We start from the raw sequence: 24715 nt of genomic DNA, 5'->3' as shown, positions 1-24715 counted from the left end.
ACGGGTGCCCGCCGTTCGCTGATAACCAGCGGATGGCCGCCCGGTTTCGCGTCGATGCCGCCCTTTACCACGATGTTTCGCCGCGGCGTGGCGAACGCTGGTGATTTGCCGGATTCGCAGAAAGTCTCGCCCCGCCTGAATATTGCGGGCGATCTTTGGCAATATTGCGGGTGTGACACAGACACCTGCCTCGCCGGTGCCGGGGGAAGCAAGCACCGCTCCGTGGTGGAAAACCGCCGTGTTCTATCAGGTCTATCCGCGTTCGTTCGCCGACTCCGATGGTGACGGTGTCGGCGACCTGGGCGGGGTGCGCGAGAAGATGGGATACCTGGAGCTATTGGGCGTCGACGCGCTGTGGATCTGTCCGGTGATGCGGTCACCACAGGCCGACGGTGGTTACGACGTGTCCGATCCGCGCGACATCGACCCGCTCTTCGGCGGGTTGGGGGCGCTGGACGAGTTGATCGCCGAGGCGCACGACCGCGAGATCAAAGTGACGATGGATCTGGTGCCCAACCACACCAGCATCGAACACGCGTGGTTCGCCGAGGCGCTGGAGGCTGCGCCGGGCAGCCCGGAACGGGCTCGCTACCTCTTCCGGGACGGTCGCGGCAAGGACGGGGATGAGCCACCCAACAACTGGCCGAGCATTTTCGGCGGCCCCGCCTGGACCAGGATCACCGAACCCGACGGCTCTCCAGGACAGTGGTACCTGCACATCTTCGCGCCCGAACAACCCGACCTGAACTGGGACAACCCCGAGGTCGCCGACGATTTCGAGAAGACCCTGCGCTTCTGGCTCGACCGTGGCGTCGACGGTTTCCGCCTCGATGTCGCCCACGGGATGGCCAAACCCGAGGGCCTGCCCGACATGGACCGGGTCGAGACCAAGATGCTCGTCCACGACGACGACGATCCCCGCTTCAACAACCCGGGCGTGCACGCCATTCACCGCCGCATCCGCACGGTGCTCGACGACTACCCGCACGCGGTGTCGATCGGCGAGGTGTGGGTCGACGACAACGTCCGCTTCGGTGAATACGTCCGTCCCGACGAGCTGCACCTGGCGTTCAACTTCCGCCTCGCCGAGACTCCCTTCACCGCGCAGGGCGTCCATGACGCGATCACACACTCCCTCGACGCGGTCGCCGACGCGGGCGCCCCGCCCACCTGGACGCTGTCCAATCACGACATCGAACGGGAGGTGACCCGCTACGGCGGTGGCAAGGCCGGCGTCGCGCGGGCGCGGGCGATGATGATGGTCGAACTCGCCCTGCCCGGTGCGGTGTTCATCTACAACGGCGCCGAATTGGCTCTGCCCAACGTCGACGACCTGCCCGAGGAGCTCTTGCAGGATCCGGTGTGGGAGCGCACGGGCCACAGGGAACGTGGTCGTGACGGTTGCCGGGTCCCGATGCCGTGGGAGGGCCCGACCACGCCGTTCGGTTTCACCGTGGGTACGCCGTGGTTGCCGATCCCGGCCGGCTGGGCCGACCGCACCGTCGAGGCGCAGCTGGAAACTCTGCACTCGACGCTGTCGCTGTACCGGCTGGCGATCGACCTGCGCGCCACCCGGCCGGAGTTCGCGGGCCAGCGGATCGAGTGGTACGGCAGTCCCGACGGCTGCCTCGCTTTCCGTCGGCCGGGCGGGTTGATCTGCGTGCTCAACGCCTCGGACGGCCCGATCCAGTTGCCGCCGGGGGAGGTGCTGTTGTCGAGCGCTCCGGTCGTCGACGACCGGTTGCCACCGAACGCGGCGGCCTGGTTGGTGTAGCACCGCCGGACACGCGGTGCGGGAACTGCCAGCCGGAGGATGAACTACTACACAGCATCGTCTACCGTTGGTGCGTGAGCATTCTCGAGACAGTGCTGATCTTCGTCGGCATCCCGGCCGCGATCTACTTCGCGATCGCGGGTTTGTCCTATCTCGGTAAGCCATTCCCCGGTGAGAAGCCGGCCCACTTCGCACTCGGGCAGAAGTGGACCCACCGGCCGGTGCTGTGGAGTGCTACCGATGAGGTGACCGCCGCGGCGGGGCACCACACCGCCGAGCCGCATGGCAGTCATGCGGCTCTCGAAACCGCGCATGCGGAGCTGATCGGAGGCCGGGCAAGTGGCAAGTTCTAATTGGCCCGCGGTGGTCGAGGCCGACCTGCCGCACGGGTTCGCCCTCACCAGCAGCGGCCGGGTGTCCGGCGTGCACGAGCCCGGCACCGTGTTCGACGAGGTGCCGTTCACCGATCGTGAACGCATCTCCCTCGACAACGCGCTCACCGAGGCGACCCGCGCCACCAAGGTCCGCTTCAACATCTACCTCGGTGACCTCGGCTCCGATCCGGCGGCCGGTGCCGACGCGATTCTGCCGAACACCCCGGAGTCGGCCGATTCGGTGCTCATCGCCGTGTCCCCGAACCAGGGCGCGATCGAGGTCCGTTCCGGTGCGAATGTGGCCGAGCGCGCCAACGACCGCATCTGCCAGCTCGGCGTCACCGCCGCGCTGGCCTCGTTCCGTCAGGGCAACTTGATCGATGGCCTGATCTCGGCCACCCGCGTGATGGCCGCCGCGATCGGCCGCTAGTTCGTTCTCCTCCGGACGGCGCGTTCACCTCATGGTGAACGCGCCGTTCGTGTGTCACGCGCCGGGCGTGCGGCGAAAGATATCGGGGGACTGGCCGTTCCGGCGGCGGAACGCGCGCCGCAGGGTGCGGGCATCGGTGTAGCCGAGCCGGGCGGCGATCGACTGCACGGGGAGGTCGGAGTCGCGCAGGGGCCGTTCGGCGCGGTCGCGGCGGGCGGCGTCGACCTCGTCGCGCCAGGTGGTGCCCGCTTCGGCGCGGCGCCGCTGGAAGGTGCGGGGGCTGAGGGCGAAGCAGGCGCCTCGGGCGGCGGCCGCGCTGGCTTAGCGCGACATGGACGGGCGTGAGCGCCGTTCGAGTGGCCTCGCGCATCCGCCGCAGCACAGTCGAGAGTATTCGTCTGGACCGACTTCCCGAGAAGGGAATGGGGCCGGACATCCGCCTGTTGTAACCATTCAAATGGCAATAGGCAGTTAGGAACTGATGGGCATGCGACGTGAGCATCTTGCCTGGGTGGGGCTGACGGCGATGACCGTCTCGTTCGGGCTCAACTTCACGATGGGTGTGTTCTTCGCGCCGACGGCCGCGTCGTACGGGGTGTCGGCGACGGCGCTGGCCGTGGCCGCCGCGCTGGGGACCACGGTCACCGGCCTGGCGCAGCAGGGTATCGGCAGGCTGCTCGATCTCCTCGGGCCCAAGCTCGTGCTGATCGGCGGGCTCACGCTGATCTCTAGCAGCTATCTGGTGCTGGCCACGGTGACCGAGACCTGGCAGTTCGTCGCGGCCTACATGGTGCTCGGCGGATTGGGGTTCGCGTCGTCGTCGACCCTCACCGTGACCACCCTGCTCGGGCGGGCACACGGTCCGCAGGTAGGACCGGCCATGGCACGCGCCGCGATCGGCATCAACCTCGGCCAGCTGATCACGCCGTGGGCGGCGACCGCGCTGTTCGATCCGATCGGTGTGCGCGGCACCTTCGCGTTGCTCGGCGCGATCGGTCTGGCTTCGACCGCCGTGCTGTGGCTGCTGCTGCCCGCCGATCAGCGGGCGACGACCAGCGCAGGCGCCCGCGAATCGCTGGCGGACCGATGGAAAGTGCTGGTGTCCTTCGGTTTCCACGCGGCGACCCTGTACGTGGTCGTGTTGATGCTGCCGAAACACGCGGTGGAGCAGGGCTGGTCGGTGGCCGGTGCGGGCAGACTCGTGGCGCTGGCCGCGCTGGCGGCCGGGCTGACCTCGGCCGCGATGGTGCGGCTGCTGCGGCACTACCCACCGGAATCACTACTGCGGGTGCTGTATTCGGTGCGCCTAGCCGCCTTGCTGCCCGCGGTGCTCGTGCCGGGGCCCGCGGTGCTGGTCGTGGTCGCGGTGCTGTTCGGTATCGCCTCGTTCCCCGTCATCCCGCTGACCATGGCCATCCTGTCGCGTGGTCTCGACCCCGCGCGGATGGGCCGCACGCTGGCGCCCGCGTGGGTGATCCACCAACTCGCCGCCGCCACCGGGCTCGGCGTGGCCACCGTCGTGCACGCCCTCACCGACAGCTATCGCGGCTACTTCGCCCTCGGCCTGGTATTCACCGTCGTTGCGGTCGGCCTGATCTCCCCGGTTCGCCGTCGCGTACCGGTCACCGTCTGAATCCCGCCCGGCCGAGCTTCCCGGGCTCGGCGCGAGTATCACCAACACAGAAAGAGATCCACGATGAACCAGATAAGCCACCACACCGTCGAGATCCAGGGCCGGTCGGTCTTCTACCGTGAAACCGGCGACTCGGGCAAGCCGACTCTGCTTCTGCTGCACGGCTTCCCGTCCAGCTCGGCCATGTTTCGCAACCTGATTCCCGCACTGGCCGACGACTACCACGTGATCGCACCCGATCACCTCGGCTTCGGCCAGTCGGCGATGCCGGCGGTCGACGAATTCGACTACAGCTTCGACACGCTCACCGAGATCACCCTGGAACTGCTCGACACCCTCGGCATCGACCGTTTCGCGCTCTACATCCAGGACTACGGCGCCCCCATCGGCCTGCGCATCGCCTCGCGCAATCCGGAGCGGGTCACCGCGATCATCACCCAAAGCGGCAACGCCTACCTCGACGGCTTCACTCCGTTCTGGGACGTGTTGTTCGCGCATGCGAACGACCGCGCGACCCATGAGCCCGAAGTGCGCAAGCTGCTCGAGCTCGACGCGACGAAATGGCAGTACACGCACGGCGTTCCGGCCGACCGGCTCGCACTGGTCAGCCCGGATGCGTGGACCCTCGATCAGGCCTACCTCGACCGTCCCGGCAACAAGGAGATCCAGCTGCAGCTGTTCTTCGATTACAAGAACAACCTCGACGGTTACCCGGCCTTCCAGCAGTATTTCGCCGAGCATCGGCCGCCGACGCTCATCGCCTGGGGTGCCCACGACGAGATCTTCGGTGCCGACGGTGCCCGCGCCTATCTGCGTGACCTGCCCGACGCCGAACTGCACCTGCTCGACGCGGGCCATTTCGCGCTGGAGACGCACGGACCCGAGATCGCCGCGCTGATCCGCGACTTCCTCGGCCGGGTGCTGGGCTGAGTACGGGTGGACGGCTGGGGGTCGTGGGGCGCCCGGCCGTCCGGACGGCATCGAGTAACCTGGTCGGCGGTTTATCGGCCACGTCATGGGCCGTCGGCGTATCGGGGGAAACTTGCACGCACGTATTGCTCGGGTGATCGCAGCGGGTTGCCTGGCGCTGTCCGCGCCGGCCTGCGCCCAGGACAGCAGGCCCGCCGAATTCGCCGCGGCCGCACCGCTTTCCGCGTTCTACAACCCCAGCGCGGAATCGATTCCGGGACAGCGTGGTTCGGTGATCCGCGCGCAGCCGCTCACCGGTGCGCAGGCGGTGCCGGGTGCTCGCAACTTCCTGACGCTGTACCGGTCACTGGACGCACAGGAAAAACCCGTCGCGGTATCGGGAACACTCGCGGTGCCCGAAGGCGTGGCGCCCGCGGGTGGTTGGCCGCTCATCTCCTGGGGGCCGGGTAGCACCGGGGTCGCCGACGTCTGCGCGGCCTCGCGATCCGAAGGCTCCTCCCCGAGCAGGGACGAACAGGCTCGCTGGGTGGCCAAGGGGTACGCGGTGGCCAGGACCGACTACCAGGGTTTGGGGACACCGGGCGGTCACGGGTACATGATCGGCGAGACCGAACAACGCGCGATGGCCGATATCGCCACGGCGGCAAGGGAAATCGACAAGACGGTCGGTTCGCGCTGGGTGGCGATGGGGCATTCGCAAGGTGGCCACGCGGCCCTGTTCGCCGCCGTCGACGCCGCGGGATGGACGCCGAACACGCCGCTGCTCGGCGCCATCGCGCTGGCGCCCGCCTCGCACCTGGGCGAACAGGTGCGGATGGCGAAGTGGGCGGCGTCGAATCCGCTGGGCAAGCTGGGTACGGGCGAGGTGTCGGTGTACCTGCCGCTGCTGGTTCGCGGCGCCCAGACGGTGACCGATGTGGACCCCGCCCGATTCCTCACCGGCCGGGCGCAGTCGCTGCTGCCGGTCGCCGACTCCGAATGCACCGGCGGGCTGCGCGACAAGAGCAAGTGGGGCGGCCTGTCGGCGAAGGACGTGTTCACCGCCGACGGCGATGTCTCCGGGCTGCTGCGAGTCCTCGACGACAACGACCCGAGCGGCCTGCGATTCACCGTCCCCGTTCTCGTCCTCCAAGGCCGTTCCGACCTCACCGTCCCGCTGCAGGCGACGGACGCGATGGTCGCCGAACAGCAGGGGCGAGGCGAGTCGGTCGACTACCGCAAGTACGACGACGTCGACCACAGCGAGATCGTCTCCGCGTCCTTCGCCGACGCGCTCGGCTGGGCAGACACCCGCTTCGGCATCACCCGCTGAACTCTTGGAGCGCTGGCGCGCTCGAGCGGGGCCCTTCGGGCCCCTGATCTTCCCTCCCTCCGGGTACTCCTTCGTCGCACCCTCCGCTCAGTCCAGATCAGGGCGGGCCCCTTGATCGTGGTTACGCCCAGAGCAGAAGAGCCGGGTGTTTCGGTCCGGGGATCCCTACGCTCGGAGTATGGGCGAGCACAGCGGGTTGCGGGTGATTCCAGGCGGACGCGGCGAACAGCAGTCGCGGCCGGAACCACTCTGGCGTGAGGCGCTGGGTGAACGGCTGCGCGCGCTGCGCCTGGAACAGCGCTCCACCCTCGTCGATACCGCGGGCCGGGCGGGTATCTCGCCGCAATATCTCTCCGAGGTCGAGCGCGGGCGCAAGGAGCCATCGAGCGAGATGATCGCCGCCCTGGCCGGCGCCCTCGGTACTTCGCTGGGCGATCTCGTCGCGCAGGTAGCCGAATCCATGCGCAGGCACGCCCTCGTGCCGACACGCGCGGTCGTGCTGGGCGGGCAACGCCAGATCGCTCCCTCGAGCTCCGCTCCTCTCGCGCCGGCCCCGAACGCTGTCCTGCTCGCCGCCTGATCAGGCCGTCACCAGGCCGTGGTGGTCAGCCGTCCACTGCCGCGCTCGTGCGGCCGGCGGCGATCTGGCTGCGGAGTAGGTCGACGATCGCGCTGACGGGGAGTTCGGGGTCGATCGCGCGCTGTACGCCGAGGCCGATTCCGAGCGAGAGTAGTTGCAGCGCCGCATCTTCGGCGGAAAGTGGGAGTTCTAGGCCGAGTTGATCGGTCTGCGTCTGGATCACCGAGGCGAGCATTGCCGTCAGGGTGCGTCGGCGCTCGGCGAGTTCGGTGCGGATCTCGGGCATGTGCCGGGTGCTCGTCGCGAACTCGACTTCCAGCGCGGTCCAGCCGACATCGCCGATGTTCTCGTCGGCCCATCGCGCGAATCCTTCGATCCGCTCCGACAAGGTGTCGTGCGCCAGCATCGCGTCCACGAGCGACTGGGCGCGCTCCACGTGGACGACGTCGAGCACGGCCAGGCCCAATTCGTGCTTGGTCGCGAAGTTGGAGTACACCGCGCCCTTGGAGAACCCGGCCTCGGTGGCCACCTTCTCCAAGGGGGTCACGTTGTAGCCGTCGGCCATGAACAGCCGTTTGGCGGTCTCGACCAGTCGTTCACGCGTGTGGGCGTGCGACTCCTTGCGCGTCATCCTGGCCATGTGCAGGAGTTTAGCAAAATGGACTACCGCTGGAATTCAAATACCGTTAGTATTCGAAATATGACTACACGACGTGGCGTAGCGATCGGCTGTGGTGGCCTGCTCGGCTTCGCCTGGACCGCCGTAGCCCTCGACGCCGTCGAACGCGCGCTGAACTGGGACACCCGTACCGCCGATGTCCTGATCGGCACCTCAGCGGGCGCGGAACTCGTGGCGACCCTCGGCTCCGGGCGTACCCCCGCCGACCTGCTCGCCGCACTCGACGCCGCTCCCGGTGCCGACCCGATCCTGGCCGGTCATGTCGCCGTCGACCCCGGCAAATTCCCGCCGCGCCCAAGGCTCGGATTCCCCGGCCTCGGCCTGGTCGGCGCCGGTCTGCGTGCCAATTCGCCCTACACCGCGCTGGCCGGACTCCTGCCGCGCGGCGGCGGCGACGCCGACTGGTTGCGTTCCTTCGGTCAGGCGCTGGCCGACCCGAGCGGCTGGGTGCGCCACCCCGCGACCTGGATAGTCGGCGCCGACGCGGCAACGGGTGCGCGAGTTGCCTTCGGAGCGGGTGACACTCGCATCGCGACGGCAGGCAGATCGGTCGACGCCGGTGCGCAGGCGGTCGATCTGGGTGATGCGATCGCCGCGTCCTGGGCCATTCCCGGTTGGTTCCCGCCCGTGCGAATCGGGGGCAAGAACTACGTCGACGGCGGTTCGGTGTCGTCGGTGTCGGCCGATCTCCTTGTGCCACTCGACCTCGATGAGCTGGTGATCATCGCGCCGATGACATCCGAGGGCGGCGCACCGGCCACCGGCCTGAACCGGGTCGAACGCCTGCTCCGTACGCAGATGACCCGCGGACTCGATCGCGAAGTCGCGCTGCTGCGCGCCGCGGGCACCCGCGTGATCCGCGTCGAACCGGGTCCCGAGGAACTCGCCGCCATGGGCCCGAACTTCATGGATTCGGCGCGGCGCCCGGCCACCATCGCCGCCGCCCGTCGCAGCGCCGCCACCCGGGTCGCCGACGCCCTGCGCGCTTCCACGCTCGCGAACCGGCCCGCATGATCCGCCCGGCTCAGCGGCGCCGCCGCACCCGATCTCGTGGATCAACTCGGTCACCGGCGGATGCGCGCTGCTTCGCTGTCGGGTCGCCGGTCTCGGATTTCGTCAGCTCGCGCGTCGGGATCGGCGCACCACTCGTTTCGTTCGAAGGAGAAGTCGTATGAACCGCCAGCACGAAGTTGTTGTGATCGGAGCGGGAGTTTCCGGCATCTGCGCGGCGATCAAGTTGATCGAGGCCGGGATCGAGGATGTGGTGATCGTCGAGAAGGCCGCAACCTTCGGCGGCACGTGGCGGGCCAACACCTATCCCGGCTGTGCCTGTGATGTGCCGTCCGGCCTGTACTCGTTCTCCTTCGCGCCGAACAGCGAGTGGTCGCGGCTGTTCGCGACCCAGCCCGAGATCCTCGACTACGTCGACCGGGTGGCGCGCGAGCACGGGCTGGCCGAACACACCCGCTTCGGGGTGGAAGTGGTCGGTTCGCGGTTCGACGAGACGGCGCAGCTGTGGCGGCTGGAAACCAGCGAGGGCCCGCTGAGCGCGCGCTTCGTCGTGTCGGCCGCGGGTCCGTGGAACGAACCACGCCTGCCCGAGATTCCGGGTCTGGCCGAATTCCCCGGCGAGGTCTTCCATTCCGCGCGCTGGAACCACGACTACGACCTGCGTGGCAAGCGGGTCGCGGTGGTCGGGTCCGGTGCGTCCGCGGTGCAGTTCGTGCCCGCGATCCAGCCCGAGGTCGCCGAACTGCACCTGTTCCAGCGCACCGCGCAATGGGTGCTGCCGAAACTCGATCACCGCGTGCCCGGCTTCGAGAAGAAGGTGATGCGCCGATTCCCGTTCGCGCACAAGGCCTTGCGCTCGACCGAGTACGCGCTGATGGAAGGACTCGGGGTGGCGTTCCGGCATCCACGGCCGCTGATGCAGACCGTGCAGGCCGTGGGTTCGGCGTATCTGCGTGCCGTGGTGCGTGATCCGGCGCTGCGGGCGAAGCTGCGGCCGGACTACCTGCTCGGCTGCAAGCGAATCCTGTTCTCCAACAGCTATCTCCAGTCGCTGACCAAGAGCAATGTCGACGTGCACGCCACCGGGGTCGCCGAATTCCGTGGCAACACCGTGGTCGGCGCCGACGGCACCACCGCCGAGGTCGACGCCGTCATCCTCGGCACCGGCTTCCACATCCTCGACACCCCGCTGGCCGACATCGTGCGCGGCGCCGACGGCCGTACGCTGGCCGAGCATTGGAAGGGCTCACCCGAGGCCTACCTCGGCACCGTCACCACCGGTTTCCCCAACGCTTTCACCGTGCTCGGCCCCAGCCTCGGCACCGGCCACTCGTCGGCGTTCGCCATCCTCGAAGCCCAGGTCGCCTTCCTCGTCTCGGCGATCGAGCGGGCCCGCCGCGAAGGCTGGGCGGCGCTGGACGTGCGTCCCGAGGTACAGGCGCGCTACGTCGACCAAGTACAAACCGCGCTGGCGAGCACCGTCTACAACGCGGGTGGTTGCCACAGCTATTACATGGATGCCAACGGCCGCAACAGTTTCAGCTGGCCCTGGTCCACCGGGGAGCTCACCACCCGGGTCAGTGCGTTCGACCCCGCGGACTTCACCATCACCGACGTGACCGTGTCCGCGTGAGCGCTTCCATCGCACGCCCGTCGAGCGCCACCGGCTGCGCGACACACACATCGACCACCAGACGAGAGGCCACACAATGAGCTACCCACGGATCGATCTCGCGGGCGCGACGATCGCGATCACCGGCGCCGCGCGCGGCATCGGGCTGGCCACCGCCCGGGCGTTCGTCGAGGCGGGCGCCTACGTCGCGCTCGGTGACCTCGACGAAGCCATGGCCGTGCAGGCCGCCACCGAACTCGGCGACCACGCGATGGGCCACGTGCTCGACGTCACCGACAAGGCTTCCTACGCGGCGTTTCTCGAGGCGACCACCCGGTGGCGTGGCCCGCTCGACGTGCTGGTGAACAATGCCGGCGTGATGCCGAACGGCCCGTTCCTGGAGCAGTCCGACCGGATTGACCAGCTCACGATGGACGTCAACGTCTTCGGCGTCATCCACGGCATGCGGCTGGCCCTGCCCGCGATGGTCGAGCGCGGCTACGGTCACGTCGTGAACGTGGCCTCGCTGGCGGGCAAGTTCCCGCTCAAGGGCCTGGCCGTGTACAACGCCAGCAAGTACGCGGTGGTCGGCCTGACCGCCGCTACCAGGCTGGAAATGGATGGCACCGGTGTCAGCGTGAGCGCGGTCCTGCCGTCGGCGGTGCGTACCGAACTCAGTTCCGGCATCGACTACGGCATCCTGCCCGCCGTCGATCCCGAGGACATCGCCGCCGCTGTTGTCCGTTCCGTCAGGACTCGGGCAGCCGAGACCGCGGTGCCCGGCTATGTCGGACTGATGGCGAACGCGTCCGGTTTGGTGCCGGAGCCGGTATTGCGGGCCTTGCGCAAGGTGGCGCACGACGACGCCGCGATCAACGGCGTCGACGACAGTGTGCGGCGGGTCTACCTGGACCGCATCGAAAAGCAGTGAGCGGCGGGTAGACCGGGATCACTCCCGCTCGTGCAGGACCTGATCGACCAGTCCGTACTCGAGCGCGGTCTCGGCCGTGAACACCCGGTCGCGGTCGGTATCGCGGCGCAGGGTTTCCGGGGTCTGGCCCGTGTGCTTGGACAGGATCGCCTCGATCGCCGCGCGCATCCGGACGATCTCGTCGGCTTGCAGGATCAGGTCGGGGATGGTGCCCTGGCCGCGAGTCGCCGGTTGGTGCAACACGATTCGGGTGTGCGGGAGCATCGCGCGATGACCGGCCGCGCCACCGGCGAGCAGGACGGCTCCGACGGCGATCGCCTGGCCGACACAGGTGGTGTGCACCGGCGCCTTGATGAATCGCATGGTGTCGTACACGGCGAGCATGGCGGACAGGTCGCCGCCTTCGCAGTTGATGTAGAGGCTGATCGCCTGGCCGGGACTGTCGGATTCGAGGTGCAGCAGCTGGGCGATGAGCGCGTTGGCGACGCCGGAGTCGATGGGGGTGCCGAGGTAGACGATGCGCTCGCTGAGCAGGTGCGAGTAGATGTCGGTGATCCGCTCACCGCCGCCGCGATGCTGCGACACCACATTGGGAATCGTGTAGGTCATGAGATCACTGCCCGCCTCTCCGCGTATTTCTGCCTGATTCGTCTGCCTCGTGGATCGTGTCGGCGGCAGGCGGTTGTGCTGTTACCCGTGTGCGTGCGCAGTCAATGGCGGCTGTCGGCGCGGGAAATAGTTTCATGCGGTGATTCCGATGCGGTGGCGGTTCGGGACGACCTGATCGAAGGATTCGACGATGTGGTCGATGAACCCGTACTCGAGGGCCTGGGGTGCGGTGAACCAGCGGTCGTGCAGCGAGTCCTCGTAGACGCGGTCGAACGGCTGGCCGGTGTCGCCGGCGATGAGGCCCAGCACCGTGTCGACGGTGTAGCGCAGGTCATCGGCCTGCACCTCCACCTCCACCGCGCTACCGCCGATGCCCGCCGAGCCCTGGTGCATGAGGACGCGGGCGTGCGGCAGGGCGTACCGCTTTCCCGGTGCACCGGATGAGAGCAGGAATTGACCTGCGCTGCAGGCCAATCCGAGCGCCAGGGTGGACACCTCGCACGGAACGAGGCGCATCACGTCGCGAATCGCCAGCATCGACGGCACCGAGCCGCCGGGGGAGTGGATCCACAGCGAGATCCCGGCCTCGGGGCTCTGGGCGCCGAGGGTGAGTAGTTGGGTGATGAGCAGGGTGCCGTTGTCGTCGTCGAGGGGGCCGTCGAGGACGAGGATTCGGCGGCCGAACAGTTGTTCGCGGGCTCGCCAGCTGAACATCGGGGTCTTGTCGTCGTGTGTCATGGGTCCACGGTGCCTCGCGCACACCCCCGCGCGCCGCCATTGCTGCCCCCAGCAGATCCGCTCACAGCAGCGAGGTCGGACGCCCGAAGCTCCAGCGCAGGCGCGGGCCTCGGGCGGGCTCCGGACAGGGAAAAGGGCCCGGTGTGGCGAAATCGCGGCACCGGGCCCTTCGGTCGAACTACTTGGCGTCGAATTCCCGTGCGCGCAAGGAGCGTTCGATGCCCGCTCGGCCCTCGGAGACCAGGCGGTACAGGGCGGGTGGGTGGTCGCCTGCCAGGAACTCGTCGGCCTTGGTGACGGCTTCCTCGCTGATCGCCCAGTGCGGGTACAGCCCGATCACGACGGTCTGGGCGACCTCGCTCGAGCGGCGGTCCCAGACGGCGGGGATCTCGGCGAAGTACTTGTCCACATACGGTGCGAGCACCGCACCCTGACCGGCCGGGGCGAACCCGCCGACGATGGCGCGGGCGGTGATGTTGGGTACCGAGTCGTCGCCCATCACCGTGTCCCACGCCTGCGCCTTGACCTCGGGGATCGGGCGTGCGGTGGCCGCGGTGGCGGCCTGGCGTTTACCTGCCGCGGTCGGGTCGCCTTGCAGTTCGGCGTCGATGGTCGGCGAGGCCGGACCGTCGGCGTCGATCCGGCCCGCGGCGGCCAGCGCGGTGATGATGCGCCAGCGCAGGTCGGTGTCGACGGTGAGACCGGGCAGACCGGCCGCCGCCGGGTCGGCGTCGAGGAGCCGCGCCAGCACCTCGACGTGGCGCGATTCCAGCTTCGCCCCGGTCAGTGCGTTGACGAAGGCGAGCTGATGGTCCGAACCCGACTCGGCGGCGCGGGCCAGCTCGAGCAGCCGGTCGGCGTATGCCGCCCAGCCTTCCTGCTCTGCCCACGCCGGATCGGCGTAGCTCGAGATGGCGGTGTTGGCCTGCATGAGCAGTCGCTGCACCACCCCGATCTCGGACTCGGAGCCGATCCCGCGCTGCACGAGCGCCACGAAATCGCGGGCCTTCATCTCGGCCTGGCGGGTCATCTCCCAGGCGGCCGACCAGGCCAGCGTGCGCGGCAGCGAGTCGGCGATGTCACCGACGCGCTGCACGACCACGTCGAGCGAATCGGCGTCCAGACGCAGCGAGCAGTAGGTGAGGTCGTCGTCGTTGACCAGAACCAGCGCACCGCGCGGCACGCCGACCAGCTCGGGCACCTCGGTGCGCCCGGTGGCGTCGAGGTCGAGTTCGACCCGGTCGGTACGCACCAGCTTGCCGTCGACATCGTCGTAGACACCGATCGCGATGCGGTGCACGCGGTACTCGCCCGCACCGGGCGCGGCACCTTCCTGCACAACCGCGAAGCTCGAGAACGTGCCGTCCGCCGCGACGACGAAATCGGGGCGAAGGATGTTGAGGCCGGTGGTCTTGAGCCACTGCGCACCCCAGTCCGACAGGTCACGACCCGAGGCCTTCTCCAGCGCCGCGAGCAGATCGTCGAAAGTGGCGTTGCCGTAGGCGTGTTCGGCGAAGTAGTCGCGCAGGCCCGCCAGGAACGGCTGGAGTCCTACGTAGGCGACGAGCTGCTTGAGCACCGAAGCGCCCTTGGCGTAGGTGATTCCGTCGAAGTTGACCTCCACCGCGTGCAGGTCGGGGATGTCGGCGGCGATCGGGTGGGTCGAGGGCAGCTGGTCCTGGCGGTAGGCCCAGGACTTCTCCACATTCGCGAAAGTGGTCCAGGCGCTGGTGTATTCGGTGGCCTCGGCCTGGCACAGTACCGAGGCGAAGGTCGCGAACGACTCGTTCAGCCACAGGTCGTCCCACCACTTCATGGTGACCAGGTCGCCGAACCACATGTGCGCCATCTCGTGCAGCACGGTCTCGGCGCGACGCTCATAGGACGCGCGGGTCACCTTGGACCGGAACACATAGTCCTCGAGGAAGGTGACAGCGCCGGCGTTCTCCATCGCGCCCGCGTTGAACTCCGGCACGAACAGCTGGTCGTACTTGCCGAAGGCGTACGGCACGCCGAAGTTGTTGTGGTAGAACTCGAAACCCTGTTTGGTCTCGGTGAACAGCCGTTCGGCGTCCATGTGGTCGGCCAGCGACGCACGGCAGTACAGGCCCAGCGGGATCTGGCCACTCGCGTCGGTGAAGGTGTCGGACCACTTCGCGTACGGACCCGCGATCATGGCGACCAAGTAGGTGCTCATCCGCGGGGTGGTGGCGAAGATGTGGCGCACGACCGCGCCGAGCTCGTGCTGCTCGATATCGGCGCCGTTGGAGATCACGGCCCAGTCCTCGGGCGCGGTGGCGACGATGTCGAAGGTGGCCTTGAGATCGGGCTGATCGAAGCAGGCGAACATCCGCTTGGCATCGGCGGTCTCGAACTGCGAGTACAGGTACACGTTGTCGTCGGTCGGATCCACGAAGCGGTGCAGACCCTCACCGGTGTGCGAGTACTCGCAGTCGGCCTCGACCACCAGCTCGTTGTTCTCGGCCAGCCCCGGCAACGCGATCCCGGTCGACTCGTCGTAGGAGCTCACATCGAGCGCGACGCCGTTGAGCACCGCCGACCGCACGCGCGGCGCGACCAGATCGATGTAGGTGTCGGCACCGGGGGTGGCGGTGAAGCTGACAGTGGTCTTCGACCCGAAGGTGTCGGACACCTCGGACCCCGCTCCGCGCGGCTGATCGGTGAGGTCGAGTTCGATCCGGTAGTTCTGCACGGCCACTACGGCCGCGCGTTCGACCGCCTGGTCGCGGGTGAGATTCGGGGCGGACATTGATCTCCTTCGTCGTCGACGAACACGGCACGGTAGTTCGGCGTCCACAATGCCACTTGCCGTCGGCCCCCGCTCACGAGTTTCGCGCCCACGCCGGCGTGACGGTCGTGCGGCCACCCTCCGGCCGTGGCGCGGATCACGAGGAGAGCGACCGACTCCGCGTCGCGGTGACCAGGCGTGATTCGGCCCTCGGGGCCGTCTGTACAGTTCGTACATACTCAGTATGTAGACGACCCATGATTCGGAGGCTCGACGTTGAAGCATGTGCACGCCGGGAAAGTTCGTGACCTCTACGAGGACGGCGATACCCTGCTGCTCGTCGCGTCGGACCGGGTCTCGGTCTACGACGTGGTGCTGCCGACGCCGATTCCCGACAAGGGCGCGCTGCTGACGCAGCTGTCGAACTGGTGGTTCGAGTACTTCACCGGAATCCCGAATCACGTGGTCTCGGCGACCGACGTGCCCGCGGAGTTCGCCGGACGTGGGATCCGGGTGAAGCCGTTGAAGATGCTGGCTGTCGAGTGCATCGCGCGGGGATATCTGACCGGGTCCGGCCTCAAGGAGTACCAGCGGTCGGGGACCGTGTCGGGGATCGCGCTGCCCGCGGGGTTGCGTGACGGCGACAAGCTGCCGGAGCCGATCTTCACGCCGTCGACGAAGGCGTCCGAGGGCCACGACGAGGCGATCAGTTTCGCCGATGTGGTGAACCAGGAGGGCCGTGAGGTGGCCGAGAAGCTGCGCGATCTGACCCTCGAGATCTACTCGCGCGGGGCCGAGCACGCGGCGAAGGCCGGCGTGATCGTGGCCGATACGAAGGTCGAATTCGGGTGGGACGGTGACGTTCTCACCCTCGGTGACGAGGTACTGACCTCGGACTCCTCGCGCTTCTGGCCCGCCGACGAGTGGGAGCCGGGTCGAGCCCAGCGCTCCTTCGACAAGCAGTTCGTGCGCGACTGGTCGACCTCCACCGGCTGGAACAAGGAATACCCGGGCCCCGAGATCCCCGCCGATGTCGTCGAAGGCACTCGCCGCAAGTACGAAGAGGCCTACGAGCGCATCACCGGCCAGAAGTGGGCCGGAATCCAGGCGTGATGCGAGCGGCGCCGGTCGACGCACCGGCGCCACCATCGTTCGCCTATCGAACACGGTGCGGGCCCGGCGTGGTCCTGTGGCGCGTCAGTGCACGGGTGCGTCGACGCCTTTGACCGCGCAGATGTGGTTCATGTTCTCCCTGCCCCAGGCGCCGAGTGCGGCAAGGGCCGCGTTGAGCGACACCCCGCGCTCGGTGAGTGAGTACTCGACCTTCGGGGGAACCTGCGCGTAGACCTCGCGATGGATGATCCCGTCGTGTTCGAGCTCGCGCAGTTGCTGGATCAGCATTTTCTCGGTCACGCCGGGAATCAGGCGTTTCAGGTCGCCGAAGCGCTGGGTACCGGTCGACAGGGCCCACAGGATCAGCGCTTTCCACTTACCGCCGACGACGTCGAGCGCGGCGTCGAGTTCGCAGGAATACGGACGCACTCGCTGCTGCATGATGTCCTTACTTACCTTTTGGTGGGTATTGCACTTCATAGTCGGTACTTGTCGATTGTAGCGCAGCAGGCAAATCTAGAAGTGCGTTGCCGAACCGGCAGCAAGAACTTCGACGCAAAGGCAGCTATGACGAATTCAACGGCAGCACAGCGTGTTTCGGTGATCGGCCTCGGTGCCATGGGCACCGCGCTGGCCGAGGCGCTGTTGGCGGGCGGTCATCAGGTGGTGGTGTGGAACCGCACCGCGGCGCGGGCCGAAGCGCTGGTGGCCCAGGGCGCGCGGGTGGCCGCGACCGCGGCCGAGGCGATGGCGGCGGCCGATCTGGTCATCCTGTGTGTTCTCGACGACGCTGCCGTGCGCGAGCACATCGAGCCCGCCGCAGCGCTGGTGCGGGGCCGCACGGTGGTCAACCTGACCACCACGACGCCCGAGCAGGCGCGTGCGCTGGGCAGGTGGGCCGTGGCCAACGAGGTCGAACTGATCGACGGCGGCATCATGGCATCGCCCGAAATGATCGGCGGCGCGGCTTCGCTCGTGATCTACAGCGGGGCGACCGCGGCATTCGATCGTCACCGGTCGGTGCTGGAACTGTTCGGCAGGGCCGAATTCGTCGGCGCGGATCTCGGTGCCGCCGCCATGTACGACCTGTCGATCCTCGGCGGGATGTATGCCATGTTCGCCGCGTTCCGCCAGGGCGGCACGATGGTCCGCACCACCGGCGGCACCGCGGCGCACCTGGCCGCGCTGATGGTCCCGTTCCTGCAGGCGATATCGACCTCGCTGACCGCGCAGGCCGTCGGCATCGACACCCCCGCCGACTACGTGCAGATCCAGAGCGACGAGTTCACCGCCGCCGCCATCGAACTGATCGACAAGGCGGCGGTCGAATCAGGCACGTCCACAGACCTTTTCGGTGTGCTGCGCCGTACGCTCACCGGGCTCTGAGCCGATTCGCGCCGCCACCGAGAGCCGGTGGTGGCGACGGGATCAGCGCGCGCGGCCTGGTGTTCGGCCGACCGGCGCGGTGGGGCGGTCGGCCGAACGGTCGTTGTCAGGCGGCGACGCGACTCGCGCCGAGCAATGCGTCGACGAAGCCCTCGGCTTTCGCGTCGAAGGCGGCGTAGTGGGTGGTCCGCGCGTCCCCGCTGATCGCCTCACCGATCACGAGATTGCCTTCGGCGTCGAGACTTTGGGGCTGCTCCTCGGCATCGGGAAGCAGGCCGACCCGCGAGTCGGCGAAACCGCTGTAGTAGGCCAGGCCCTCGTTGAGCTGGGCTTCCAGTAGCTGCTGCATGCCGGGGATGATCGCGTCATCGGCTGTCGCTCCGGCCAATCCGAGCCACAGGATGCGCTTGCCTGCCAGCCGCGGCTTGCTGCGGCCGTAGGCGAAACCGTAGTTCCATACGGCGTCGATCCAGCCTTTGAGCAGGGCGGGCACACTCTGCCAGTAGACCGGGAACACCACGACCACGATGTCGGCGGCCAGCATGCGCCGCATGTGCGCCTCGGCGGTGGGGGAGTAGATCTTGTCGCGGTTGCCCCACTCGGGCTGGTCGGCGACGGTCATCCGCGGGTCGAAGTTCTCGGTCTGCAGATCGAGGAAATCGACCGTGTACCCGGCGGCGGTGAGGCGGCCGACGGCGCGGTCGGCGACATGGGCGGACAGCGAGTCGGAGCGGTGATGGCCCAGGACCACGAGCGCGGTGGGACCCGGTGCCGAGGGATCGGTGGTGCTCGATCCGGTGGTGGTCAGGTCGGCGGTGGCAGTCGTGGTGGCGGCGGACTGGGTCACGGTGAGCTCCTGTTCGATCGGGTGCGGGCTGGTCGGCCCGGTCGCTTCAGTCAACCGTGGATCGCGTGGACGATCTATGGGCGATCATCTCCAGTCGATAGGAATTCGTCTACGCTGGTGGAGTGGACCCGTTGAGTTCGTTGCTGAGCGGCATTCGTGCCGAAGGATCGGTCGTGGCCCATGCGGTACTGCGACCACCGTGGACGATTCGTTTCGCCGACCGTGCGCCCTTGATCATGGTGACGGTGCTGCATGGCGGCGGCACCCTGGTGCTCGCTGACGGATCACGCACGACTCTGATCGCCGGTGACACCGCGCTCGTGCAAGCGGGTGAGCCCTTCCATCTGGCAGACACGCCCGCCGCGCTCGGCCGTCCACACGAGCGCTACGAGCTGTCCTGTTTCGTGCCGGACGGCTTCGGTCCCACCGACATCAGTTGTGCGACATCGGAATTGATCGTCACGCCGGCGACAACCGGTGCGCCCGGCGAGACTTCGCTGCTCGTCGGCGCCTATCGGGCATCGGGGCGACGCCACGAACGGCTGTTGCGAGCGCTACCGCAGGTGATGGTGGTCCACGAAGACCCGGAAATGTGTTTGTGGCTGGAACAATCCGCCGCCGACGCGGTCCGGTTCAGCGCGGGCTCGCAGGCGCTGATGGACCGGCTGCTGGACTGGGCGCTGGTCTGCACGCTGCGCTCCTGGCTGGCCGAACAGCAGCATTGCGCGCCCGCCTGGTACCGGGGGATGGCCGACCCGATCGTCGGCCCGGCGCTCACCGCCATCCACGACCGGCCGTTCCACCGCTGGACCGTGGCGAGCCTGGCCACCGAGGCGGCGGTCTCGCGCGCCCTGTTCGCTCGGCGCTTCACCGAGGTGATGGGCGAACCGCCACTGGCCTACCTCACCGAATGGCGCATGGCCGAAGCCGAAGAGCTGCTCGCCGACCCCGCGCGCAGCGTCGCCCAGGTGGCCACCACGGTCGGCTATTCCGACGCCTTCGGCTTCAGCGCGGCCTTCAAACGACTCCGCGGAACGAGTCCCACCGAGTTCCGGGCCGCGCTGGTGTAGGGCGGGCATCGTGTTCGATGCCCACCCGCTGGCAGGTGGGTCAGTTCCTCGGTGTGAGCAGGACCAAGGGGATCTCGCGCGTGGTTTTCGTCTGATAGTCGGCGTAGCCCTTGTAGGCCTCGGTGACCCGAGGCCACAGTGCCGCGCGTTCGTCGGGGGTGGCGACATGGGCTGTCATCGGGCGCACGGGGCCGTTGCGCAGTGACACCTCGACGTTCGGGTTGTCGCGCAGGTTCACGAACCAGGAGGGATGGGTGGGGTCGCCGCCGCGGGAGGCGACGATGACGATCGTGTCGCCGTCGATGATCGGCGCGGTCAGCATGACCTTGCGCGGCTCGCCGGATTTGCGGCCGATCGTGGTGAGTTGCAGGGACGGCATCCCGAAGAACGAGTTGCCGAGGCGTCCGCCGGTCACCGTGAGCAGGGTGCGGTGGACTCTGTTCATGATCTTCAGCTGCAGGTCGCTGGGCATAGCTGAAATCTACCCCGATCTCAGTGCAGCTGATCGGTGAGGCGGTCGAGGAAGGGGCGCTGGCCTTTGCCGAGCTTTTCCCGCGCCGTGGCGGGGTCGAACCAGTCCGCCCGGTCGATCTCGGGGAATTCCGCGACCTTGCCCGACCGTGGCGGCCACTGCATCTCGAATGTGCCAGGCACGACATCGGCCGGGTCGAGATCGCCCTCGACCGCCCACACGGTGAGGTACTTGCGTCTGGCCCCGCTGCGATAACTCACCTCACCGAGGTCGATCCACTCGCCCTCGGGTACCGGCAGCCCGAGTTCCTCGGTGAACTCCCGCCCGGCGGCGTCGCGCGCGGACTCTTCCTCGGACAGGTACTCGCCCTTGGGAATCGACCACGCCGAGGCGTCCTTCTTCGCCCACAGCGGCCCGCCCATGTGCCCGAGCAGGACCTCGATTCCGGCCTCGACGCGGCGATACACCAGCACGCCCGCACTGAAAACGTCCGTCATCGGAGCGAGTCTGCCAGGCGCCTGCTCGCGCGACGTCGCCAGCCTGGGTGACCGCGAAAGCGAGCTGTACACCACCGAATTCGGGGTCGGGCGACAGCTCCTGATATCACGCGTCGCCCGCTCGCAGACGTGCGGCGCGCAGCAACAGGTAGTCGCGTTCCGGCACGCTGGCGGTCTGTCTGGCCGCCCGCTGGTATTCGCGCACGGCCGCAGCCTGCTCGCCTGCCATTTCGTGAAGATGCCCGCGCACGGCGGCGAGGCGGTGCGATCGTGCCAGCGGCTCGGCGACGCTGTCGGCTACCGCCAGCCCCGCTACCGGACCGTGCACCATCGCGGTGGCGACCGCGCGGTTGAGGGTGATCATCGGATTGGGGGTCAGACGTTCGATCATGGTGTAGAGCTGCAGGATTCGCGTCCAGTCGGTGTCCTCGGGGCGTCGGGCCTGCGCATGCAGAGCCGCGATGGCGGCCTGCATCTGATAGAGACCCGTCAGCCCGGCAGGCATGGTCGCGGTGAGCAGGCGAAGACCCTCGGTGATCTGGGTGCGGTCCCAGCGGGAGCGGTCCTGCTCGGTGAGCGGGATCAGCTCGCCGTGCGCACCGGAGCGGGCGGCGCGTCGGGCATCGGTAAGCAGCATCAGCGCGAGAAGACCGGTGACCTCGGCGTTTTCCGGGAGCAGCGTGCGCAGCGCACGCGTGAGCCGGATCGCTTCCGCCGACAGGTCCCCGCGACGCAACCCCGTTCCGGCGGTGCTGGTGTGCCCCTCCGTGAAGATCACGTACAGCACCTGCAGCACCGCGCTCACCCGGGTGCTGTCGTGCGCGCCGTCGGCGAACGGCCGATCCGATTCGGCCAGACGCTTCTTCGCCCGCGAGATACGTTGACCCATGGTCGATTCCGGGACGAGGAAGGCCGCCGCGATCTCGGCGGTACTCAGGCCGCCGACCGCCCGCAGCGTCAGGGCCACCGCTCCGGCGGGCGGCAAGTCGGGATGGCAGCACAGGAAGTACATGTCGAGGGTGTCATCGCGACCGACCGCCTCGACGGGCACATCCCGCACGAAAACCGTGGTCTCCCTGCGTCGCCGCGCCACCTCGGCGCGCACCGCGTCGGCCATCCGCCGCTGCGCGACCTGGATCAACCAGCCACGCGGATTGTCCGGAAGTCCGTCGCGATCCCACTGGGTCGCCGCCGCGAGCAGCGCGTCCTGCACCGAATCCTCGGCGAGGTCGAAATCACCGAAGCGGCGGACCAATACGCCGAGGACCTGCGGCGAGAGTTCACGCAGCAGGTCCTCGATGCGCGCAGTCAGCGTCTCGCCTCAGGCCACGTCGGGCGCGCTCATGATCTGGCGCACCTCGATGTATTCCCCGATCGGCTTGCCACCGGGGCCCGGCGCCGCGGAGGCCTGCGCGGCGATCTCGACCGCACGCTCGACAGAATCGACATCGACCACCCAGAAACCGGCCAGGAACTCCTTGGTCTCCGGGAAAGGCCCGTCCGTGACGACCGGCGCCGAGCGACCGTCGGAGCACACGATCATCGCCTGATCGGGTGCGGCCAGGCCCTGCGCGTCGACGAGTTCGCCCGCGGCGGCGAGTTGTTCGCCCAGCGCCCGCTGGAAGTCGATATGGGCGGCGATGTCCTCGGGTGCCCACTCCGGCAGCGGGATGTCGCAGTAGGCGGTCTCGGAATAGGTCTTGACCAGCATGAATTTCATGATTCGGCTCCTGCTCGCTGCGCCCTCGCGGCGCGTTCGACCGTTGGTCGGAGCCGATGAGCAGTCTTCGACACAACGATCGCTGTGAAGTGAATCACAGCGGGATGCCCGGGTCTGCCAGCCGGTCGGGGTCGACGGGCTCCGCCGATCCGATCAGCTGCTTGATCCGGTCGGTCACATCCCACACATTGACGTTCATCCCCGCGCGCACCCTGTTCTGCGTGTCCAGCCAGAACGCGACGAATTCGCGCTCATCGAGATCGCCACGCACCACCACCCGCACGTCGTCGCCGCGTCCGACATAGCCGGAGTACTCCATCCCGACGTCGTACTGATCGCTGAAGAAATACGGAAGCCGGTCGTAGACAGCCGCTTTGCCCAGCATCGTCTTCGCGGCGACCGCGGGCTGATTCAGCGCGGTCGCCCAGTGTTCGATGCGGATCGGCCGGTGCAGCAGCGGATGGTCCTGCTCGGCGATATCGCCCACCGCCACCACATCGGGGTTGCTGGTGCGCAGGGCGGCGTCCACCAGCACGCCGCCGTCGACCGCCAACCCGGCCGCCGTGGCCGCCTCGATATTGGGCTGCGCGCCCACCGCGACCAGCACCGCCTGCGCGGGCACCACGGTGCCGTCGCCGAGCAGCACGCCGGTCGCCTCGTCCTCGTCGGTGAGGATGGCGTCGACGGAGGTGTTCGTGCGCAGGTCGACGCCGTGCGCGCGATGCAGATCGGCGTAGAACGCGCCCATCTCCGGGCCGAGCACCGTGACCAGCGGCAGATCGGCCGTCTCGATCACGGTCACCTCGACACCCTTGGCGCGGGCCTGCGCGGCGACCTCGAGACCGATCCACCCGGCCCCGATGATCACCAGGCGCCGGTCGGTGCGCAGTATCTCGAGCAGCGCGTTCGAATCGCCGATCGTGCGCAGCGTGTAGACGTTGGGGGCATCGGCGCCGGGAATGTCGAGCGTGCGGGCTCGCGAACCGGTGGCGAGAGCCAATTTGTCGTAGTCGAGCGTGGAACCGTCGGGCAGTGTCACCGTCTTGGCGATCGGATCGAACGCGGTCGCGGTGGTGCCCAGTCGCAGGTCGACGTGGTGATCGCGGTACCAAGCAGCCGGATCGACGGTGAAATCGGGCAGTTGCTGGGTGCCCGCCAGGTGCTGTTTCGACAGTGGCGGGCGCTCGTACGGCAGCTCCTCTTCGGCGGCCAGCAGAGTGACGCGGCCGTCGAAATCGTTGGCGCGCAGGGCTTCGGCGATCTTCGCTCCGCCCAGACCTCCACCGATGACGACGAAATGCTGATTCGAGCTCATGAACGGACCCCTTCTCGCGGACGACCCGGACTCCTCGCAACCCGAGCTTAGTGCGCGTTTTCACCCACGGGAACGATTCCGGCGGTGATGCGGTTGCACCAATCGGTGGGGCGACCCGGCCCACCGCAGCTGACCCGAGAGGAACCCATCGTGAGCGAGCAGGCCACCAAGGATGTCGCCGATTTCTGGTTCGACCCGCTGTGCCCGTGGTGCTGGATCACCTCGCGGTGGATCCTGGAGGTCGAGAAGGTGCGCGATATCGAAGCGCGCTTCCACGTGATGAGCCTGGCGGTGCTCAACGAGGGCAAAGAGGGCCTGCCGGAGCGGTATGTCGACATGATGGCTGCCGCGTGGGGCCCGGTGCGGGTCGTCACCGCCGCTGGTCAGAAGTACGGCGACGAGATCCTGTCCCCGCTCTACACGGCGCTGGGCACCCGGATCCACGACCGCAAAGCCGAGTACGAGCGCGAGACGCTGCAGGAGACCTTCGACGCGGTCGTCGCCGACGCGCTCGCCGAACTGAACCTGCCCGCCGAACTCGCCGAGGCCGCGACCAGTACCGACTACGACGAGGCGTTGCGGGCCAGCCATCACGCGGGCATGGACAAGGTCGGCCCCGATGTCGGCACGCCGACCATCCACATCAACGGGACTGCCTTCTTCGGGCCGGTGCTCTCGCGCATCCCGCGCGGCGAGGACGCGGGCAAGGTGTGGGACGGCGTGGTCGCGCTGGCCTCGTACCCGCACTTCTTCGAGCTCAAGCGCACCCGCACCGAGGACCCGGTCTTCGACTGAGCATGCGGTCGGGGGGGGGCGCCCCCGGCCCCCCCCCACCCACAAAAACGCGTCGGGGGCCACCCGGGCGGGCGGGGGATAAGCGGGGAACCCCCCCGCGGGGGGGGCCATGACGGGGGGGGCGGCCACGGCCGCCAG

Annotated in this window: 25 protein-coding genes and 1 pseudogene; 14 read left to right on the top strand and 12 right to left on the bottom strand. The window is 68.2% G+C overall.

What is annotated here, in order from left to right; all coding sequences use genetic code 11:
• Nucleotides 1-172: 172 nt before the first annotated feature.
• The 3 genes from ACWGCN_RS29555 (at nt 173) to ACWGCN_RS29545 (ending at nt 2578) form a co-directional block, all read left to right on the top strand.
• Nucleotides 173-1774: a glycoside hydrolase family 13 protein gene (locus ACWGCN_RS29555; RefSeq protein WP_452458973.1), complete on the top strand. Its 1602-nt coding sequence runs from the start codon at nt 173-175 to the stop codon at nt 1772-1774.
• A gap of 74 nt (nt 1775-1848) precedes the next feature.
• Nucleotides 1849-2127, top strand: coding sequence for an aa3-type cytochrome oxidase subunit CtaJ (ctaJ, locus tag ACWGCN_RS29550; protein ID WP_194829561.1), 279 nt, complete (start codon nt 1849-1851; stop codon nt 2125-2127).
• Nucleotides 2114-2578, top strand: a complete 465-nt coding sequence (locus ACWGCN_RS29545; protein WP_378995570.1) for a DUF5130 domain-containing protein — start codon at nt 2114-2116, stop codon at nt 2576-2578. The genes ctaJ and ACWGCN_RS29545 overlap by 14 nt, the downstream gene beginning before the upstream one ends.
• Before the next feature lie 54 nt (nt 2579-2632).
• On the opposite strand, the pseudogene ACWGCN_RS29540 reads toward ACWGCN_RS29545, so the two are convergent.
• Nucleotides 2633-2860: pseudogene (locus ACWGCN_RS29540) on the bottom strand (helix-turn-helix domain-containing protein); the annotation flags it as partial.
• A 205-nt stretch (nt 2861-3065) separates the two neighbouring features.
• Between ACWGCN_RS29540 and ACWGCN_RS29535 the strand changes: the two are divergent.
• The 4 genes from ACWGCN_RS29535 (at nt 3066) to ACWGCN_RS29520 (ending at nt 7033) form a co-directional block, all read left to right on the top strand.
• On the top strand, nt 3066-4211 hold the full coding sequence (locus ACWGCN_RS29535; protein ID WP_449969687.1) for an MFS transporter: 1146 nt from the start codon (nt 3066-3068) through the stop codon (nt 4209-4211).
• Between the two features lie 63 nt (nt 4212-4274).
• Nucleotides 4275-5141 carry an alpha/beta fold hydrolase gene (locus ACWGCN_RS29530; RefSeq protein WP_452459874.1) on the top strand — a complete coding sequence of 289 codons (867 nt, stop codon included), beginning with the start codon at nt 4275-4277 and terminating at the stop codon, nt 5139-5141.
• Between the two features lie 133 nt (nt 5142-5274).
• Complete coding sequence (locus ACWGCN_RS29525) at nt 5275-6453, top strand: alpha/beta hydrolase family protein (protein WP_378995577.1); 1179 nt, start codon at nt 5275-5277, stop codon at nt 6451-6453.
• A 178-nt stretch (nt 6454-6631) separates the two neighbouring features.
• On the top strand, nt 6632-7033 hold the full coding sequence (locus tag ACWGCN_RS29520; RefSeq protein WP_379318818.1) for a helix-turn-helix domain-containing protein: 402 nt from the start codon (nt 6632-6634) through the stop codon (nt 7031-7033).
• Between the two features lie 25 nt (nt 7034-7058).
• On the opposite strand, the gene ACWGCN_RS29515 is transcribed toward ACWGCN_RS29520, so the two are convergent.
• Nucleotides 7059-7673, bottom strand: coding sequence for a TetR/AcrR family transcriptional regulator (locus ACWGCN_RS29515; protein ID WP_452459873.1), 615 nt, complete (start codon nt 7671-7673; stop codon nt 7059-7061).
• A 60-nt stretch (nt 7674-7733) separates the two neighbouring features.
• Between ACWGCN_RS29515 and ACWGCN_RS29510 the strand changes: the two genes are divergently transcribed.
• From ACWGCN_RS29510 to ACWGCN_RS29500, 3 genes are all read left to right on the top strand, one after another.
• Nucleotides 7734-8726 carry a patatin-like phospholipase family protein gene (locus tag ACWGCN_RS29510; protein WP_452459872.1) on the top strand — a complete coding sequence of 331 codons (993 nt, stop codon included), beginning with the start codon at nt 7734-7736 and terminating at the stop codon, nt 8724-8726.
• A gap of 157 nt (nt 8727-8883) precedes the next feature.
• Nucleotides 8884-10356: a flavin-containing monooxygenase gene (locus ACWGCN_RS29505; RefSeq protein WP_452459871.1), complete on the top strand. Its 1473-nt coding sequence runs from the start codon at nt 8884-8886 to the stop codon at nt 10354-10356.
• Nucleotides 10357-10432: 76 nt separating this feature from the next.
• On the top strand, nt 10433-11266 hold the full coding sequence (locus ACWGCN_RS29500) for an SDR family oxidoreductase (RefSeq protein ID WP_387445186.1): 834 nt from the start codon (nt 10433-10435) through the stop codon (nt 11264-11266).
• 18 nt (nt 11267-11284) lie between these two features.
• Here ACWGCN_RS29500 and ACWGCN_RS29495 read toward each other — a convergent pair whose 3' ends face one another.
• The 3 genes from ACWGCN_RS29495 to pepN form a co-directional block, all read right to left on the bottom strand.
• On the bottom strand, nt 11285-11875 hold the full coding sequence (locus ACWGCN_RS29495; RefSeq protein WP_378995589.1) for a ClpP family protease: 591 nt from the start codon (nt 11873-11875) through the stop codon (nt 11285-11287).
• A gap of 132 nt (nt 11876-12007) precedes the next feature.
• Nucleotides 12008-12613, bottom strand: coding sequence for a ClpP family protease (locus tag ACWGCN_RS29490; protein ID WP_452459870.1), 606 nt, complete (start codon nt 12611-12613; stop codon nt 12008-12010).
• Between the two features lie 178 nt (nt 12614-12791).
• On the bottom strand, nt 12792-15383 hold the full coding sequence (pepN, locus tag ACWGCN_RS29485) for an aminopeptidase N (protein WP_452459869.1): 2592 nt from the start codon (nt 15381-15383) through the stop codon (nt 12792-12794).
• 255 nt (nt 15384-15638) lie between these two features.
• Here pepN and ACWGCN_RS29480 point away from each other — a divergent pair, with 255 nt between their 5' ends.
• Nucleotides 15639-16475 carry a phosphoribosylaminoimidazolesuccinocarboxamide synthase gene (locus ACWGCN_RS29480; RefSeq protein WP_378995596.1) on the top strand — a complete coding sequence of 279 codons (837 nt, stop codon included), beginning with the start codon at nt 15639-15641 and terminating at the stop codon, nt 16473-16475.
• A gap of 84 nt (nt 16476-16559) precedes the next feature.
• Here ACWGCN_RS29480 and ACWGCN_RS29475 read toward each other — a convergent pair whose 3' ends face one another.
• The gene (locus ACWGCN_RS29475; protein ID WP_378995598.1) at nt 16560-16916 is read right to left on the bottom strand and encodes a winged helix-turn-helix transcriptional regulator; all 357 of its coding nucleotides are present in this window, start codon (nt 16914-16916) and stop codon (nt 16560-16562) included.
• Nucleotides 16917-16937: 21 nt separating this feature from the next.
• On the opposite strand from ACWGCN_RS29475, the gene ACWGCN_RS29470 reads away from it, so the two are divergent.
• Nucleotides 16938-17861, top strand: a complete 924-nt coding sequence (locus ACWGCN_RS29470) for an NAD(P)-dependent oxidoreductase (protein ID WP_452459868.1) — start codon at nt 16938-16940, stop codon at nt 17859-17861.
• A gap of 106 nt (nt 17862-17967) precedes the next feature.
• Here ACWGCN_RS29470 and ACWGCN_RS29465 read toward each other — a convergent pair whose 3' ends face one another.
• Entirely contained in the window at nt 17968-18762 is a 795-nt protein-coding gene (locus ACWGCN_RS29465) for an NAD(P)H oxidoreductase (protein WP_452459867.1), read from the bottom strand.
• 68 nt (nt 18763-18830) lie between these two features.
• Here ACWGCN_RS29465 and ACWGCN_RS29460 point away from each other — a divergent pair, with 68 nt between their 5' ends.
• Nucleotides 18831-19778, top strand: coding sequence for an AraC family transcriptional regulator (locus ACWGCN_RS29460; RefSeq protein WP_452459866.1), 948 nt, complete (start codon nt 18831-18833; stop codon nt 19776-19778).
• A 40-nt stretch (nt 19779-19818) separates the two neighbouring features.
• Here ACWGCN_RS29460 and ACWGCN_RS29455 read toward each other — a convergent pair whose 3' ends face one another.
• The 5 genes from ACWGCN_RS29455 to ACWGCN_RS29435 form a co-directional block, all read right to left on the bottom strand.
• Nucleotides 19819-20250 (bottom strand): nitroreductase family deazaflavin-dependent oxidoreductase, encoded by a 432-nt coding sequence (locus ACWGCN_RS29455; protein ID WP_378995605.1) that lies wholly within the window; start codon nt 20248-20250, stop codon nt 19819-19821.
• Between the two features lie 20 nt (nt 20251-20270).
• Entirely contained in the window at nt 20271-20747 is a 477-nt protein-coding gene (locus ACWGCN_RS29450; protein ID WP_378995607.1) for an NUDIX domain-containing protein, read from the bottom strand.
• 106 nt (nt 20748-20853) lie between these two features.
• On the bottom strand, nt 20854-22059 hold the full coding sequence (locus ACWGCN_RS29445) for an RNA polymerase sigma factor (protein WP_452459875.1): 1206 nt from the start codon (nt 22057-22059) through the stop codon (nt 20854-20856).
• Nucleotides 22060-22068: 9 nt separating this feature from the next.
• Nucleotides 22069-22467 (bottom strand): YciI family protein, encoded by a 399-nt coding sequence (locus ACWGCN_RS29440; protein ID WP_266298409.1) that lies wholly within the window; start codon nt 22465-22467, stop codon nt 22069-22071.
• 94 nt (nt 22468-22561) lie between these two features.
• Nucleotides 22562-23782 (bottom strand): NAD(P)/FAD-dependent oxidoreductase, encoded by a 1221-nt coding sequence (locus ACWGCN_RS29435; RefSeq protein WP_387445177.1) that lies wholly within the window; start codon nt 23780-23782, stop codon nt 22562-22564.
• Nucleotides 23783-23932: 150 nt separating this feature from the next.
• Between ACWGCN_RS29435 and ACWGCN_RS29430 the strand changes: the two genes are divergently transcribed.
• Complete coding sequence (locus ACWGCN_RS29430) at nt 23933-24577, top strand: mycothiol-dependent nitroreductase Rv2466c family protein (protein ID WP_379316054.1); 645 nt, start codon at nt 23933-23935, stop codon at nt 24575-24577.
• Nucleotides 24578-24715: the final 138 nt, after the last annotated feature.

This window comes from Nocardia sp. NPDC055050 (genome assembly GCF_053608345.1).
This window is presented reverse-complemented; position numbering and strand designations above follow the sequence as displayed.